Annotated in this window: 11 protein-coding genes and 1 pseudogene; 5 read left to right on the top strand and 7 right to left on the bottom strand. The window is 68.3% G+C overall.

The window, feature by feature from the left end; translation table 11 throughout:
* Positions 1 to 556, bottom strand: a pseudogene (locus AO398_RS11415) (hypothetical protein); the annotation flags it as partial.
* Positions 557 to 829: 273 nt separating this feature from the next.
* On the opposite strand from AO398_RS11415, the gene AO398_RS11410 reads away from it, so the two are divergent.
* From AO398_RS11410 to AO398_RS11400, 3 genes are read left to right on the top strand one after another with little or no spacing between them, the layout of a single operon-like run.
* A complete protein-coding gene (locus tag AO398_RS11410) occupies positions 830 to 1801 on the top strand; it encodes a GDP-L-fucose synthase (RefSeq protein WP_058192180.1) in 972 nt (323 codons plus the stop codon).
* Between the two features lie 42 nt (positions 1802 to 1843).
* Positions 1844 to 2875: a hypothetical protein gene (locus AO398_RS11405; protein ID WP_058192176.1), complete on the top strand. Its 1032-nt coding sequence runs from the start codon at positions 1844 to 1846 to the stop codon at positions 2873 to 2875.
* Between the two features lie 3 nt (positions 2876 to 2878).
* Complete coding sequence (locus AO398_RS11400) at positions 2879 to 3556, top strand: GDSL-type esterase/lipase family protein (RefSeq protein ID WP_058192175.1); 678 nt, start codon at positions 2879 to 2881, stop codon at positions 3554 to 3556.
* Between the two features lie 203 nt (positions 3557 to 3759).
* On the opposite strand, the gene ilvD is transcribed toward AO398_RS11400, so the two are convergent.
* The gene (gene ilvD / locus AO398_RS11395; protein WP_058192174.1) at positions 3760 to 5589 is read right to left on the bottom strand and encodes a dihydroxy-acid dehydratase; all 1830 of its coding nucleotides are present in this window, start codon (positions 5587 to 5589) and stop codon (positions 3760 to 3762) included.
* Between the two features lie 147 nt (positions 5590 to 5736).
* Between ilvD and ade the strand changes: the two genes are divergently transcribed.
* The gene (ade, locus tag AO398_RS11390) at positions 5737 to 7458 is read left to right on the top strand and encodes an adenine deaminase (RefSeq protein ID WP_058192173.1); all 1722 of its coding nucleotides are present in this window, start codon (positions 5737 to 5739) and stop codon (positions 7456 to 7458) included.
* 88 nt (positions 7459 to 7546) lie between these two features.
* Positions 7547 to 7972 carry an organic hydroperoxide resistance protein gene (locus AO398_RS11385; protein ID WP_058192172.1) on the top strand — a complete coding sequence of 142 codons (426 nt, stop codon included), beginning with the start codon at positions 7547 to 7549 and terminating at the stop codon, positions 7970 to 7972.
* Positions 7973 to 8283: 311 nt separating this feature from the next.
* On the opposite strand, the gene AO398_RS11380 is transcribed toward AO398_RS11385, so the two are convergent.
* The 5 genes from AO398_RS11380 to AO398_RS11360 all read right to left on the bottom strand — a co-directional run bounded on the left by AO398_RS11380 (position 8284) and on the right by AO398_RS11360 (position 15750).
* Positions 8284 to 9117 (bottom strand): MaoC family dehydratase N-terminal domain-containing protein, encoded by an 834-nt coding sequence (locus AO398_RS11380; protein ID WP_058192171.1) that lies wholly within the window; start codon positions 9115 to 9117, stop codon positions 8284 to 8286.
* Position 9118: 1 nt separating this feature from the next.
* Positions 9119 to 10267, bottom strand: coding sequence for an acyl-CoA dehydrogenase family protein (locus AO398_RS11375; protein ID WP_058192170.1), 1149 nt, complete (start codon positions 10265 to 10267; stop codon positions 9119 to 9121).
* 8 nt (positions 10268 to 10275) lie between these two features.
* A complete protein-coding gene (locus tag AO398_RS11370; RefSeq protein WP_058192169.1) occupies positions 10276 to 11025 on the bottom strand; it encodes a glucose 1-dehydrogenase in 750 nt (249 codons plus the stop codon).
* Positions 11026 to 11340: 315 nt separating this feature from the next.
* Positions 11341 to 12477: a CaiB/BaiF CoA-transferase family protein gene (locus tag AO398_RS11365; RefSeq protein ID WP_058192168.1), complete on the bottom strand. Its 1137-nt coding sequence runs from the start codon at positions 12475 to 12477 to the stop codon at positions 11341 to 11343.
* Positions 12478 to 12591: 114 nt separating this feature from the next.
* Positions 12592 to 15750 carry an efflux RND transporter permease subunit gene (locus AO398_RS11360; RefSeq protein WP_058192167.1) on the bottom strand — a complete coding sequence of 1053 codons (3159 nt, stop codon included), beginning with the start codon at positions 15748 to 15750 and terminating at the stop codon, positions 12592 to 12594.
* Between the last annotated feature and the right edge of the window lie 15 nt (positions 15751 to 15765).

Below are 15765 nucleotides of genomic sequence, written 5' to 3'. Positions count from 1 at the left end.
CGCCAGCAGTCCCGCCCGCGCCACCGGCCCCGCCGGCGCCGCCCGCACCCCCGGCACCGCCTGCTCCGCCGGTACCGCCGCCGCCGGTACCGCCGGTACCGCCGCCGCCGCCGGCGATTCCACCCACGGTGCCGAGGTACAGTCCGGTCCCGAGCAGACCCTCGCCGGGACCCGTGGTCCCGACCAGCAGGCCGGTCCCGAGGACGCCGCCGCTGGTGCTGCCGACATTCAAGCCCGTGCCGAGGACGCCGGTGCCGGGATTGGTGGTGCCGACGGTAACCCCGGTCCCGAGAACACCGCCGCCGGTGGTGCCGACATTCAGGCCGGTGCCGAGGATGCCGGTACCGGGATTCGTGGTGCCGACCGTGATTCCGGTTCCCAGGATACCGCCTCCAGTTGTATCAAGAGTTCCACGGAGAAGTTGCGCCTGCGCCGGGGCGACAACCGGGAGGGCGAGCAGGGCACCGGCCAGCAGGGGGGCGATGCGGCCGGCCGTTCGGCACAGGGCGGCATTCGATGTCCGCGGCCCAGCTGGGACGTCGGTCGAGTTACGCATCTCAGACTCCATTGCTGCGCGGCCCGGTCGCTTCCACCTCGAACCTGAAGTTCGGTGGGCGCTAGGCTGGTACCGACACACCTTCTGGTAGAATGCTTAACACCAACTTTCGGTTGTATTTGTATTCGTCACTTCGCGTTTGGCGCGGCATCTCCCGTTCCGAAGCGGCTGTGACGCCCTGCGCCTCAGAAAATCCGCCTTTCCGCGGCGATATCCGCCCGGGACGGGGGTATGCTGGCCGAGCGAGCGCTGGCCGCAGGGATTGGACGCGTGATGGACGGGCGGGACAGGACCATCTTCGTGGCGGGGCACCGCGGGATGGTGGGATCGGCGATCGTGCGCCGACTGCGGGAGCTGGGCTACGAGCGGATCCTCACGGCGGACCGGCAGGCGCTCGACCTGCTCGACCAGGCCGCCGTCCGCCAGTTCTTCGCCGCAAACCGGATCGATCAGCTCTACCTCGCCGCCGCCAAGGTCGGCGGGATCCACGCCAACAATGCCTACCCGGCCGAGTTCATTCACGAGAACCTGCTGATCCAGGCGAACCTCATCCATGCCGCGCATACGAGCGACGTGGACCGGCTGCTGTTCCTGGGCTCCTCCTGCATCTACCCGAAGCACGCGGCTCAGCCGATGCGCGAGGATGCGCTGCTGACCGGTCTGCTGGAGCCGACCAACGAGCCGTACGCGATCGCCAAGATCGCCGGGATCAAGATGTGCGAGAGCTACAACCGCCAATACGGGCGGCGCTACCGCAGCGTGATGCCGACCAACCTGTACGGTCCGAACGACAACTTCCATCCGCAGAACGCCCACGTCCTGCCGGCGCTGATGCGGCGCCTGCACGAGGCCAAGCAGGAGGGCCGCCCCTCCGTCACGGTGTGGGGCACCGGCCGGGCGATGCGCGAGTTCCTGCACGTCGACGACATGGCGCGCGCCAGCGTGTTCGTGATGGAGCTGGACGATTCGGTCTACGCCGCCAACACGAGGCCGGACCTGTCGCACATCAATGTCGGCACCGGCGCCGATTGCACCATCCGCGCGCTGGCCGAGGCGCTCGCCCGGGTGATCGGCTACGCGGGCCGGCTCGAGTTCGACGCGACCAAGCCCGACGGCACGCCGCGCAAGCTGATGGACGTGTCGCGCCTGCGCGCCATGGGCTGGCAGCCGGAGATCGGCCTGGAGCAGGGCCTGGAGCAGACCTATGGGTGGTTCCTCGAGAACCACGCCACGCTGCGCGGCTGAGCGCGCCCGCCGCACGACTTTCGACCGGGCAGGAGAACCAGCATGGCCCCACGGGCCCCCGACGACGCCGAGCACGCGCGACGGCGCAAGTTCCTGCGGGACTTCCACACCTTCGATTCGAATATCCGCTTCCCGGCGCCCTACACGCAGTTCGCCGGCAAGCCGCTCTCCCAGGCGGCGGAGCAGAACTGGCGCTACGACGCGCTCGGTTACCGGAACGACAGCCATCCCGAGGCGCGCCCGGCTTCCGAGACGCTGCGTGTGTTCGTTGTCGGCGACAGCACCCTGGTCGACGGCCAGGTCTTCGCCGATACGATTCCGGGCCGCCTGGAGACCGGGCTGAAGCAGCGCCATGGGGCTGGCGCGTGGGTCTACAATTTCGGTGCGACTTCGGCCTGCCTGAACCAGATGATCGCGCTGATCACCACCCGGCTGATGGACCTTCAGCCCGACGTGATCTTCGTGCTTGGCGGGGCCACGGATATCTTCCAGCCGTGGAGCTTCGATCCGCGCGCGGGCTATCCGTACAACCACTTCGCGCAAGAGAGCCTGTGCGACTACTTCTTCAATACGGCCAAGAAGGACGAGGACGCCGAGGATCTGTCCTATGACAGTCTCCAAGCGCTGATCTTCGGTCGGCTCGACAACCTGCGGGCGCTGACGAACTGGCAGTCGGACATCTGGGAATGGGAGGTGGTCCGCCAGTTCGAGCTAGCGCTGAAGCGCCTCGGCCGCCTCTCCGGCGGCATCGGCGCGCCGGTGCGGTTCCTCCTGCAACCGGCGATCGTCCGTAAGTCCGAGCGGGTCGGCGACGAGCAGAACGCCGCCTCCGGCGAGTTCCTGGCCTATCTCGACCGGCAATACACGCGGATCGAGCAGGTTCTGGGCCGGCTCGAAGCCGACGGCCTCGCGCAGGGGCCGTTCACCGTCCGGGATCTGAGCCGGATCTTCGAGGCCGACACGCGCGCCCTGTTCACCGACATTGTGCACGTCACCTCGGAGGGCCGCCAGGTGATGGCCGACAGGTTGGCCGACGAGGTCGCGGAGATGCTCGTCCTCTCCGCGGGAAGCTAGGTCTTGGTCCGGCCGATCGTCTTCATCGGGGACTCGATCACCGAAGCCTGGGGCTTCCACCGGGCCGCCACCTTCGCGGCCAATGACCTGATCCCGCGGGGCGGCTCCGGCCAGACGGCGCGGTGGATCACCATGCGGTTCCGCCGCGACCTCGAGGAGACCGGTGCGCAGGGTGTCCACCTCCTGTGCGGCGTCAACGATATCGGCCGCAACGAGGGCTTCTTCGTTTCGGCCGAGGACATCGCCCGGACGCTGGCCGGCATGCTCGACGAGGCCCGGGCGATGGGCGTGACGGCCTGGGTCGGATCGATCCTGCCGGCCGCGCGGATCCCCTGGAACCCGGAGGTCCCGGACGCCCCGGCGATGATCGCCGCGGTGAACGCCTGGCTGCGGGACCACGCCCGCGAGCACGGCGCGACCTTCATCGACTACCACGCCGTGCTGGCGGACGAAGCCGGGGCTTTGCGTCTGGCCTACACGACGGACGGCCTGCATCTCAGCCCGGCGGGCTACAAGGCGATCGAGCCGCTGATGCTGTCGGCGCTGGGGCGGGTGGAGGCGCCCGCTCAGGGTTTCACCGCCGCGATGCCGCCGAGATTCGGAGGACGACGCCGTGTTGCAGCGTTGGCGGCGACCGTTCTGGTGATCGTCGGCTTCGCCCTCCTGCTGACTTTGCGCTGACGGGGAAGCGGGTACCGCCTGTCCCCCACCGTCATCGCGAGCGGAGCGAAGCGACCCGGTGCGACGCTATGATCGGCAAGCCAGAGATGCCCTAGGCCGCTTCGCTCCGCTCGCAATGACGGTGCGGGTCACACAGCCTTCTGATCGCAGATCGCAACGGGATGAGGTCGAGCATCCAGCAGCCCGACCCGCATCAGGCGCTATCACACCCGCCGCACCGCCCCGTGGGCCGCGCTGGTGGTGAGCATCGCGTAGGCGCGGAGCGCCGTGCTGACTTTGCGCTTGCGCGGGCTCGCCGGCTGCCAGCCGGCGGCGTCCTGCTCGGCCCGGCGCCGCTCCAGCTCGGCGGGCTCGACGTCCAGGCGGATGCTGCGGGCCGGGATGTCGATGGCGATGGCATCGCCGTCGCGCACAAGGCCGATCAGGCCGCCCTCGGCCGCCTCCGGCGAGACGTGGCCGATCGACAGGCCGGAGGAGCCGCCGGAGAAGCGCCCGTCCGTCACCAGCGCGCAGGCTTTGCCGAGGCCCTTCGATTTCAGATAGCTCGTGGGATAGAGCATCTCCTGCATGCCGGGACCGCCCCGCGGGCCCTCGTAGCGGATCAGCACCACCTCGCCGGCCGTGACCTTGCCATTGAGGATGCCGTCCACCGCCGCGTCCTGGCTCTCGAAGACCCGGGCACGCCCCTCGAAGGTCAGGATCGAGACGTCGACGCCGGCCGTCTTCACGATGCAGCCCTGCTCGGCGAGGTTGCCGTAGAGCACCGCCAGGCCGCCATCCTGCGAATAGGCATGGGCTGCGTCGCGGATCACGCCGCCCTCCCGGTCGAGGTCGAGTTCGTCGAAGCGGGATTCCTGGCTGAACGCCACCTGGGTCGGCACGCCGCCGGGCGCCGCCCGGTAGAAATTCTGGACCGAGGCGCTCGGGTTGTTGCACACATCCCAGCGGGCGAGCGCCGCGCCGAGGGTGCCAGCGGACACGTTGCCGGTCTCGGTATCGATCAGCCCGGCCCGGTCGAGCTCACCGAGGATCGCCATGATCCCACCGGCCCGGTGCACGTCCTCCATGTGGACGTTGGCCACCGCCGGGGCGACCTTGCACAGCACCGGCACCCGTCGGGACAGCCGGTCGATGTCGGCCATGGTGAACGGCACCTCCCCCTCGTGGGCGGCGGCGAGCAGGTGCAGCACCGTGTTGGTCGAGCCGCCCATGGCGATGTCGAGCGTCATGGCATTCTCGAATGCCGAAAAGCTCGCCACCGCCCGCGGCAGCACGCTCGCATCATCCTGCTCATAATGGCGGCGGGCGAGATCGACGATCAGGTGCCCGGCCTCGACGAACAGGCGCTTGCGGTCGGCATGGGTCGCCAGCACCGAGCCGTTACCCGGCAGGGCCAAGCCCAGAGCCTCCGTGAGGCAGTTCATCGAGTTCGCCGTGAACATGCCCGAGCACGAGCCGCAGGTCGGGCAGGCCGAGCGCTCGATCACCTCGACGTCGGCGTCCGAGATCCGGTCGTCGGCCGCCGCGATCATGGCGTCGACGAGATCCACCTTCTTGGCGATGCCCGGCAGCTGGACTTTGCCGGCCTCCATCGGGCCGCCCGAGACGAACACCGTCGGGATGTTGAGCCGCAGGCAGGCCATGAGCATGCCGGGGGTGATCTTGTCACAATTCGAGATGCACACCATCGCGTCGGCGCAGTGCGCGTTGACCATGTACTCGACGGAATCGGCGATGAGTTCGCGGGAGGGCAGCGAGTACAGCATGCCGTCATGGCCCATCGCGATGCCGTCATCGACCGCGATGGTGTTGAACTCCTTGGCGACGCCGCCGGCCTTCTCGATCTCCCGGGCCACCAGCTGGCCGAGATCCTTCAGGTGGACATGGCCGGGCACGAACTGCGTGAACGAGTTGACCACGGCGATGATCGGCTTGCCGAAATCGCCGTCCTTCATGCCGGTGGCGCGCCAGAGGCCGCGGGCGCCGGCCATGTTGCGGCCATGGGTGGTGGTGCGGGAACGATAGGCAGGCATCGCGCGGTTCAATCGGTTCAGAAGCGAATCTTTCAAAGGTGGGGGGCTTCTGCGCCCGCCGCCGCGTCGCTGCAAGCGTCGCCGGAGCCGGTGCGACCGTGGCATGCTCCTGGCAGATACCGCATCGAAAAGAGGTTGAGTCGCGCGATGGACCGAGTGGATTTCCTGCGGCGAGCCATCGACCAAGGTCAGGGCCGGACCGAAGCCGACCTCGTTATCAAGGGTGGGCGCTTCCTCGACCTCGTCACCGGCGATCTCGTCGCCTCCGACATCGCCATCTGCGGCGACCGGATCGTCGGCACCTTCGGCAGCTATCGCGGCCGGCGGGAGGTGGACGTGTCCGGCAAGGTCGTGGTGCCGGGCTTCATCGACACACACTTCCACGTCGAATCCTCGCTGATGCCGCCGCAGGAATTCGAGCGCTGCGTCCTGCCTCACGGCGTCACCACGGGCGTGTGCGACCCGCACGAGATGGCGAACGTGCTGGGCGCGGAAGCCTTCACGTGGTTCCTGGCTTCGTCCGAGACCCTTGCGATGGATCTGCGGGTCCAGCTTTCCTCCTGCGTTCCGGCCACCGACCATCTCGAGACGTCCGGCGCGCGGATCGGGGTGACGGACCTGTTGGCCTTTGCGCATCATCCGAAGGTCATCGGGCTCGCCGAGTTCATGAACTTCCCGGGTGTCCTCGCGGGCGCCCCCGGGGCGCTGGAAAAACTCGCTGCGTTCCAGGGCCGGCTGATCGACGGCCACGCCCCTCTGCTGCGCGGGGATGCGCTCAACGGCTACATCGCCGCTGGCATCCGCACCGAGCACGAGGCGACCACGCCCGAAGAGGCGATGGAGAAGCTCTCGAAGGGCATGACCGTGCTGATCCGGGAGGGCTCGGTCTCCAAGGATTTGCATGCCCTGGCGCCGATCCTGACCGAGCGCACGGCGCCGTTCCTGGCCTTCTGCACCGACGACCGGAACCCCCTCGACATCGCCGAGGAGGGCCACCTCGATTACGTCATCCGCACCGCCATCGCGTTGGGTGCACCGCCCCTCGCGGCCTACCGGACGGCGTCCTGGTCGGCGGCGCGGGCCGTCGGGCTGCACGATCGCGGCCTCGTGGCGCCCGGCCAGCGCGCCGACCTCGTCGTCCTCGACGATTTTCTGAATTGCCGCGTCGCGCAGGTGTTCAGCGCCGGGCGGCTGGTGGAGGACGCCTTGTTCGCCGGCCGGCCGGCGATCCAGCCGATCGGTCGGGCCCGCAGGCGGGCGCGGCGGGTGACGGCGGCCGATTTCGCGGCCCCCGGCTCCGGGCCCTCGACCCCAGTAATCGGCGTGATGCCGGGCAAGATCATCACCCTGCGGCACGACCTGTCCCTGCCCTACGTCAATGGCGAGCGCCGGATCGACCTCGACCAGGACGTGATCAAGGTCGCCGTCGTCGAGCGCCACGGCAAGACGCCGCCGGGGGAGCGCGGAATCGGCGTGGCCTTCGTGAAGGGGTTCGGGCTGAAGCGTGGCGCCATCGCCTCCTCGGTCGGGCATGACAGCCACAACGTCACCGTGGTCGGCGCCGACGATGCCGACATGGCCGTGGCGGTGAACCGGCTCGGCGCCATCGAGGGCGGCTTCGTCGTGGTCGAGGGCGGCCGGGTGCTGGCCGAAATCGCCCTGCCGGTCGCGGGGCTGATGAGCCTGATGCCGTTCGATTCCATCCGCGCGTCGCTGGTGACCCTGCGGGCGGCGGCGCGGGGCCTGGGCGTCGTCTTGCCGGAGCCATTTCTGCAGGTGGCGTTCCTGCCGCTGCCGGTCATCCCGCACCTCAAGATCACCGACAAGGGTCTTGTGGATGTCGACCGCTTCGCGCTCATCGATCCGTAAATTAGATTGCGCACAATCTACCTCGGGGCTATGCAGCCGGGGTGACGGCCCTAGATGCCGGACGCTCTTCCTGTAATCGGAGATCGCTATGTCCGTAGACGTGAAGTACCGCACCACCGCGACCGCCACCGGGGGCCGCGACGGCGCTGCCAAGACCGCCGACGGCAGCTTCGAGGTGAAGCTCTCGACTCCGAAGGAGCTCGGCGGCGCGGGCGGTCCGGGCGCGAACCCGGAGCAGCTTTTCGCCTCGGGCTACTCGGCCTGCTTCCTCGGTGCCTTGAAGGCCGTTGCTCCCTCGCTGAAGCTCAAGGTTCCGGCCGAGACCACCGTCACCGCCGATGTCGGCATCGGCCCGCGCTCCGAGGGCGGCTTCGGCATCACCGCCGACCTGACCGTCAGCCTGCCGGGCCTGGACCGCGCCGACGCGCAGAAGCTCGTGGATGCCGCCCACCAGGTCTGCCCGTACTCGAACGCCACCCGCGGCAACGTCGATGTCGGCCTGACGCTCGCCTGAGCCGGGCCGTCATTCGGCCCTTCTCCACCCCTTTCCCTCATCCTGAGGGGCGCGCGCGAAGCGCGCGCCTCGAAGGAGCCCTCCAGTGGTCTCAGCGATCTCCGGAGACCTCCTTCAAGGGCGCAGCCAAGCGGCGCTACCTTACGATGAGGTCGCGGGTGGGATATCGGTAGGGTCGGCAGTGCCCTCCCCGTCATTGCGAGCGCAGCGAAGCAACCCAGGGTCGCGCTACGTCCGCAAATCGCGCGCTGCACTGGGTCGCTTCGCTGCGCTCGCGATGACGGCACAGCTGAATTCCGAAGCGTAAGCGCTTACGCCGCCGCCTGCGCCCGCATGCAGACATGCCCCGCCTCGTCGATGGTCACGCCCTCGAACCCCTCCCCTGTCCGCCGCCCGCAGACCCGAAAGATCTGGTTGGCGGTCATCGGTGAGACGCCGCGATGCGTGAAGCTTCGCGGAACCCGTCCGAGCAGTGTCGCCGCGAGGTTCATCAGCAGCGTCGCCTGGATCGGTCCGTGGACCACGAGGTCGGTGTAGCCCTCCACCTGGGTCGCGTAGGGCTGATCGTAGTGGAAGCGGTGGCCGTTGAAGGTCATGGCCGAGTAGCGGAACAGCAGCGTCGGCGTCGCCGGCACGGCCCAGACCTGCTCGTAGGCCGATGCCTCGTCGCGTTCGGCCACGGCACCCGCCCCGCTCCGCGCCCCGGCGGCCTCCCGGTAGACGATGTCCTGCCGCTCCCGGATCGCCAGCCCGCGCGCCGTGGCGACGGCATGCTCGACGGTAACGAAGCAGAGCCGGCCGCTGCGCCCTTCCTTAAAGGCCACGTCACGCACGGTCTCGGTGCGGGTGACGAGGTCCCCCTCGCGCAGTTCGGACAGCGTCTCGACCTGACCGCCGGCCCACATCCGCCGCGGCAGAGGCACCGGCGGCAGGAAGCCTCCCTTGGCGGCGTGGCCATCCGGCCCGAGGGCGTCGGCCGGCGTCGTCTCCGGGGCGAGGCACCAATGCAGGGCCGGCGGTGCAGCCCCATCCGACATCGGGGCGAGATGGGGCCCAAAGGTCGCGCGGAACTCGGCCAGCAGCCGCGGCGTGACGAGGTCCGTGATCTCGCGGGTGCGGCCGATCCAGGCGGTGAGATCGGTCATGTCAGTACGACCGCGGCAGGCCGAGCACGTGCTCGGACAGGTAGGCGAGGATCAGGTTCGTGGAGATCGGCGCGACCTGGTAGAGCCGCGTCTCCCTGAACTTGCGCTCGATATCGTATTCCTCCGCGAAGCCGAACCCGCCATGGGTCTGGATGCAGGCATTGGCGGCCTCGAACGCGGCATCGGCGGCGAGCATCTTGGCCATGTTGGCCTCCGCGCCCGGATTGGCGCCGGATTCGTAGAGGCTCAGCGCCTCGCGGACCATCAACTCGGCGGCGCGCATGTTCGCGTAGGCTTTCGCGATCGGGAATTGCACGCCCTGGTTGGCGCCGATCGGACGGCTGAACACCGACCGGTCCGACGCATAGGTCTTCGCCTTGTCGATGAACCACTTGGCGTCGCCGACGCATTCCGCGGCGATCAGGATGCGCTCGGCATTCATTCCGGACAGGATATAGCGGAAGCCCCTGCCCTCCTCGCCGATCAGGTTCTCCGCCGGCACCCGGAGGGTGTCGAAAAAAACCTCCGTGGTGGCGTGGTTCATCATGGTTCGGATCGGCCGGATGGTCAGGCCGTTGCCGACCGCCTCCCGCATGTCGACGAGCAGCACCGAGAGGCCGTCGGTGCGCTTCATGCCCTCGCTCCGAGGCGTGGTGCGGGCTAGGAGCAGCATCAGGTCCGAATGCTCGGCCCGGCTAGTCCAGATCTTCTGGCCGTTGACGACGTAATGGCCGCCCTCGCGGCGGGCCGTGGTCTTCAGGCTGCCGGTGTCGGTGCCGGAACTCGGCTCGGTCACCCCGAAGGCCTGGAGCCGCAGGCGGCCCTCCGCGATCGCCGGCAGGTAGGCGGCCTTCTGCGCCTCAGAGCCGTGCCGGAGCAGCGTGCCCATCGTGTACATCTGCGCGTGGCAGGCGCCGCCGTTGCAGCCCGCCCGCTGGACCTCCTCCAGGATCGCGGCGGCGGCCGAGAGCGGCAGGCCGGACCCGCCATACGCCTCCGGAATCAGCACCGAGAGGTAGCCGCTCTCGGTAAGCGCGGTGACGAATTCGGTCGGGTAGGCCATCTCCCGGTCGAGGGCTCGCCAATACGGCCCGGGAAACCCGGCGCAGAGCTTGGCGACCGCCTCGCGGATCTCGGTATAGGCTTCCATCGCGCGCCTCAGGCCGTGCGGCCGCCATCGACCGGAAGGTCGACGCCGGTGATGAAGGCGGCCTCGTCGGAGGCCAGGAACAGGGCCGCGGCGGCGATGTCATCGGCCCGTGACATCCGTCCGAGGGGGATCGTCGCGATGAACTTGTCCCGGTTCTCCGGGGTGTCGGGCACGCCCATGAAGTGCTCGAGCAGCGCGGTGGCGCCCATGACCGGGCACAGGGCGTTCACCCGTATCTTCCAGGGGGCGAGTTCCAGCGCCAACGACTTCGAGGCAAGGCTCGCTGCGCCCTTGGACGCGTTGTACCAGGTCAGCCCCGGGCGCGGCCGGAGCGCCGCCGTCGAGCTGACATTCAGGATCACGCCGCCGCCCTGGTCGCGCATCAGCGGGGCGATGGCCCGGACGTAGTGGAAGATCGACTTCACGTTCACCCGGAACACCCGGTCGAACTCGTCTTCGGTCACCTCCAGCAGCGGCTTGTTGCGGTGGGTGGTGCCGGCATTGTTGACGAGGATGTGCGGGATGCCGAACCGCTCCCGGGTCTCGGCCACGCTGCACTCGACATCCGCTGCCGACCCGACATCCGCAGCGATCGCGATGGCGCTCGCACCGATGCCGGCCGCGACCCGCTCGGCAGCCGCCAGGTCGATATCCACGCAGGCGACCCGGGCACCCTCGGCGGCGAACCGCTCGGCGATGCCGGCGCCGAACCCGCTGCCGGCGCCCGTGACGATCGCGACCTTACCGTTCAGTCTCATCGCTTCCTCCCGCTTTTGTTTCGTTTTATAAATAACCTCAGACATTATTGGTAGATATGCTTCTTAATACGATCCCTGACAGATAGATCACTCAATCGGCATCGCAACGTCAGCTTTATAAATCACTTTGTCATTCCGGGGCGCCGCAGGCGAACCCGGAATCCAGAGCCGCCGACTGTGCAGAACCTTGAGCTGTCGGCGTTTCTGGATCCCGGGCTCCGCTGCGCGGCCCCGGGATGACAAAGCGGATGTTTGGACGAAGACAGAACTCCTAAGCCGAAATAAGAATATATTCCAAATTCCGCCCCATTGCTCTCACTCCCGAGCCCCAAACTCCCGCCGGATCCTTGCGCTGTGCTCGCCGATATCCGGCACCCGGCCGAGCGCACGGACTTCGCCGTCGATCAGGACCGGCGGCGCGACGATGCGGGCCGGGCCGGCCGAGGTCTCGACCTCGGCGCGGACCAGGGCCGGATGGGTGGCGAGGTCGGCGAGCGTATTGACGAAGCCGTAGGCGGTGCCGGCGGCCTTGAGCCGGGCGGCGGCTTCGTCGCGGCTGAGCCGCACCAAGGCTGCTCCGACGCGCAGGTCCACAGCGGCGCGGTTCGCCACCCGGGCGTTGTTCGACGCGAATGTCTCGGCGTTGGCGAGGTCCGGTTCACCCAGAACGCGATCGCAGAAGCGCGCCCATTCCCGCTCGTTCTGGATCGAGATCAGCACCAGGCTGCCGTCGGCGGTGGGATAGGCACCGTAGGGCGAGATCGAGGGATGGGCGAGGCCGACCCGCTGCGGCTCCTGCCCGGTGCCTTCGAAGTAGAGCAGCGGCACGTTCATCCAGTCGGCCGCGCCGCTGAGTAGGCTGACCTCCAGGGCGCAGCCTGCTCCGATGATGGAACGGGCGATCAGCGCCTCCAGCACGGCGGCATGGGCGTCCATCCCGCAGGCGATGTCGCAGACCGAGACGCCGACGCGGCCCGGGCCAGCCGGATGGCCGGTGATGCCGGCCATGCCGCTCTCGGCCTGCACCAGCAGATCGTAGGCCTTCATGTCGCTGTAGGCATGGCCGGCGCCGTAGCCCGAAATATCGACCGTGATCAGCCGCGGATGGCGCGCCCGCAAGTCCGCCGAGCCGAAGCCGGCGCGGGCGGCTGCCCCCGGGGCCAGGTTCTGCACGAAGATGTCGGTCTCTTCCAGAATGGCGTGCAGCAAACGGGCGTCGTCCGGATCCTTGATATCGGCGACGAGGCTCTCCTTGCCGCGGTTGAGCCAGACGAAGTAGCTCGCCAGACCATTGACGGCGGAATCGTAGCCCCGGGCGAAATCCCCTTCCGGACGCTCGATCTTGATCACCCGAGCGCCGGCATCGGCAAGCCGCGAGGTGCAATAGGGCGCGGCGACGGCCTGCTCCAAGGCGAGGACGGTCAGCCCCTGCAACGGGCGGTTCACGCGCATTCTGGCTCCTCGGCATCCGGAACGCCCGACGGTACGGGGCCGGAGCGGGGGATCTGGGTCGGCCGCGCGCGCCGCCAAGCCGGGGCGGCTGACATCCGGCGCGAAGCCGCAGCGCTACTCCGCGGCGCGCAAAGGCCGATGATCGTGGGCAGCCTCGCCCGGCTCGGCGATCAGCGCATCGACCGCCTCGGGCTTGTCCCGGAACGAGAAGCGGTGCGCCAGCCGGTCGAGATAGACGTAGATCACCGGCGTCGTGAACAGCGTCAGGATCTGGCTCACGGCCAGCCCGCCGACCATGGCGTAGCCCAGCGGCTGGCGGATCTCGGAGCCGGTGCCGGTGGCGAGCATCAGCGGGATGCCGCCGAGCAGCGCCGCCATGGTGGTCATCAGGATCGGTCGGAACCGCAGCAGCGCAGCCTTGCGGATCGCTTCCTCCGGGCTCAAGCCTTCTTCGCGCTCCGCCACGATGGCGAAGTCGATCAGCATGATGCCGTTCTTCTTCACGATGCCGATCAACAGGATGATGCCGATCAGCGCGATCAGGCTGAAATCGTAGCCGGCCCACATCAGCACGGCCAACGCACCGACGCCGGCCGAGGGCAGGGTCGAGAGGATCGTGATCGGGTGGATGAAGCTCTCGTAGAGGATGCCGAGGATCAGGTAGACTACGAACAGGGCCGCCAGGATCAGCAGCGGTACCGTCGAGAGCGATTGCTGGAACGCCTGCGCGGTGCCCTGGAAGCCGGTGACCACGGTCGGTGGCACCTGGAGATCCTTCATGGCCTGGCCGATCGCCTCGGTGGCTTGGCCGAGGGCGACGTTGGGCCCGAGGTTGAAGCTGATCGTCACCGCCGGGAACTGGCCCTGGTGGTTGACCGCCAGCGCCGCCACCGGGTCGGTCGTCCAGCGCGCGAAGGCCGCCAGCGGCACCTGCCCGCCGCCGATCGGGGCCTTGATGTAGATCTTGTCCAGGCTCTCAACGTTGCCCTGCAGGGCCGGGAGCACCTCGAGGATCACGTGGTAGCTGTTGAGCTGCGTGAAATACTGGGCGATCTGCCGCTGCCCGAACGCGTCGTAGAGCGTGTCGTCGATGAGCTGGGGCGTGATGCCGTAGCGGGAGGCCGCGTCGCGGTCGATCGCCAGCGTCAGGGTGGTGCCGCGGTTCTGTTGGTCGGTGGCGACGTCGCGCAGCTCCGGCAGCGTCTTCATCTTATCGAGGATGCGGGGTGCCCAGGTGTTCAGCTCGGCGAGATCCGGGTCCTGCAGGGTGTATTCGAACTGCGTCCGCGAGGTCCGGCCGCCGGTGCGCACGTCCTGCGTGGCCTGGATGTAGGTGCGGATCCCCTCGACCCGCTCCAGCTTCGGCCGAAGCCGGCCGATGATCTGGAAGGCATCGGCCTCGCGCTCCTCGCGGGGCTTGAGGGTGATGTACATCCGCCCTGAGTTGAGCGCTTGGCCGTTGCCGCCCAGCGACATGCCGACCGTCGCCACGTCCGGATCGGCCTGGACGATGGCGCCGACCTTCTCCTGCAGCGTCTTCATCGCCGAGAACGAGATGTCCTGCCCCGCCTCGGTGACGCCGATCATGAAGCCGGTATCCTGCTGCGGGAAGAAGCCTTTCGGGATGACGATGAACAGATGGATCGTCAGCGCGAGCGTCGCGAAGAAGGTCAGCAGCGTGATGAACCGGAAGCGCAGGGCGAGGTCGAGGCCTTTCGCGTAGGACGACAGCAGACCATCGAACACCGCCTCGCTCGCCCGGTACAGGCGGCCATGGTGGCCGGTGCCATGGGGCTTGAGCAGGCGCGCCGCCATCATCGGCGTCAGCGTCAGGGCGACGAAGGCCGAGACCGCGATGGTCATCGACAGGACGACGGCGAATTCCCGGAACAGGCGGCCGATGATGCCGCCCATCAGCAGCAGCGGGATCAGCACGGCGATCAGCGACACAGAGATGGACACGATGGTGAAGCCAATCTCGCCCGCACCCTTGAACGCGGCCTCCATGGGCCGCATTCCCTCCTCGACGTAGCGGCTGATGTTCTCCAGCACGACGATCGCGTCGTCGACCACGAAACCCACCGAGATGGTCAGCGCCATCAGCGACAGGTTGTCGAGGGTATAGCCGGCGAGCCACATCAGCGCGCAGGCGCCGAGCAGGGCGAGCGGCACGGTCACGCTCGGGATCACGGTCGCCCAGAAGCTGCGCAGGAACACGAAGATCACCGCGACCACCAGGACGATGGTGATCAGAAGCGTGAACTGCACGTCCTCCACCGAGGCGCGGATGGTCTGCGTCCGGTCGCTGAGGATGCCGATCTTGATGCCGGCCGGCAGGGTCGCGGTCAGGCGCGGCAGCTGCGCCTTGATGCTGTCCACGGTGTCGATGACGTTGGCGCCGGGCTGCTTGAAGACGACCAGGAACACGCCGCGCTGGCCGTTGGTCCAGCCGGCCTGCTTGGTGTCCTCGGGGCCGGCCACCGCAGTGCCGATGTCCCGCACCCGCAGGGGCGCGCCGTCGCGATAGGCAACGATCACGTCGTTCCAGTTCTGCGCCGTGGTGAGCTGGTCGTTGGCGAAGATCGTGTAGCTGTGGCTCGCGCCGTCGATGCTGCCCTTCGGGTTGTTCACCGTGGTGAGCGACAGGGGCGTGCGGATATCCTCCAGCGACAGGCCCTTGGCCACGAGCTTGGCCGGATCGACCTGGATCCGGACCGCGGGCTTCTGCTGGCCGCCGATGAAGACCTGCGCGACGCCCGAGATCTGGCTGATGCGCTGGGCGAGCTGCACGTCCACCGCGTCGTCCACCTCGATCAGCGGCATGCTGTCGGAGGTGGCCGAGAGCAGGAGGATCGGGGAATCGGCCGGGTTCACCTTGCGGTAGGTCGGCGGGGTCGGCAGGTTCTTCGGCAGCTGGCCGCTCGCCGCGTTGATCGCCGCCTGGATGTCGCTGGCCGCACCGTCGATGTTGCGATTGAGGTCGAACTGGACCGTGACCGTCGAGATCCCGAGGGAACTCGTCGAGGTCATCTGGGCGACGCCGGGAATCTGCGAGAATTGCCGCTCCAGCGGCTGGGCCACCGAGGAGGCCATGGTCTCGGGGCTGGCACCGGGCAATTGCGCCGTGACTTGGATCGTCGGGAAATCGACCTGCGGCAACGGCGCGACGCCGAGCAGCGGATAGGCCACCATCCCGAGAAACAGAATGCCGACCATGATCAGGGTGGTCGCCACCGGAAAGCGAATGAACGGCGCCGAGATACCAGCCTTCATCGCAAACCCTCCCGG

This window comes from Methylobacterium sp. GXS13 (assembly GCF_001455965.1).
GTDB lineage: Bacteria > Pseudomonadota > Alphaproteobacteria > Rhizobiales > Beijerinckiaceae > Methylobacterium.
The sequence above is the reverse complement of the archived record's forward strand: the minus strand, read 5'-3'. Positions and strand labels throughout refer to the sequence as shown.

Excerpts from the sequence above, each read along its gene's own strand:
- AO398_RS11380 (WP_058192171.1), bottom strand. The coding sequence starts at position 9,117 with ATGACCGATCTCACCGCCTGGATCGGCCGCACCCGCGAGATCACGGAC.
- AO398_RS11360 (WP_058192167.1), bottom strand. The coding sequence starts at position 15,750 with ATGAAGGCTGGTATCTCGGCGCCGTTCATTCGCTTTCCGGTGGCGACC.
- AO398_RS11375 (WP_058192170.1), bottom strand. The coding sequence starts at position 10,267 with ATGGAAGCCTATACCGAGATCCGCGAGGCGGTCGCCAAGCTCTGCGCC.
- AO398_RS11365 (WP_058192168.1), bottom strand. The coding sequence starts at position 12,477 with ATGCGCGTGAACCGCCCGTTGCAGGGGCTGACCGTCCTCGCCTTGGAG.
- ilvD (WP_058192174.1), bottom strand. The coding sequence starts at position 5,589 with ATGCCTGCCTATCGTTCCCGCACCACCACCCATGGCCGCAACATGGCC.
- AO398_RS11410 (WP_058192180.1), top strand. The coding sequence starts at position 830 with ATGGACGGGCGGGACAGGACCATCTTCGTGGCGGGGCACCGCGGGATG.
- ade (WP_058192173.1), top strand. The coding sequence starts at position 5,737 with ATGGACCGAGTGGATTTCCTGCGGCGAGCCATCGACCAAGGTCAGGGC.
- AO398_RS11405 (WP_058192176.1), top strand. The coding sequence starts at position 1,844 with ATGGCCCCACGGGCCCCCGACGACGCCGAGCACGCGCGACGGCGCAAG.
- AO398_RS11385 (WP_058192172.1), top strand. The coding sequence starts at position 7,547 with ATGTCCGTAGACGTGAAGTACCGCACCACCGCGACCGCCACCGGGGGC.
- AO398_RS11370 (WP_058192169.1), bottom strand. The coding sequence starts at position 11,025 with ATGAGACTGAACGGTAAGGTCGCGATCGTCACGGGCGCCGGCAGCGGG.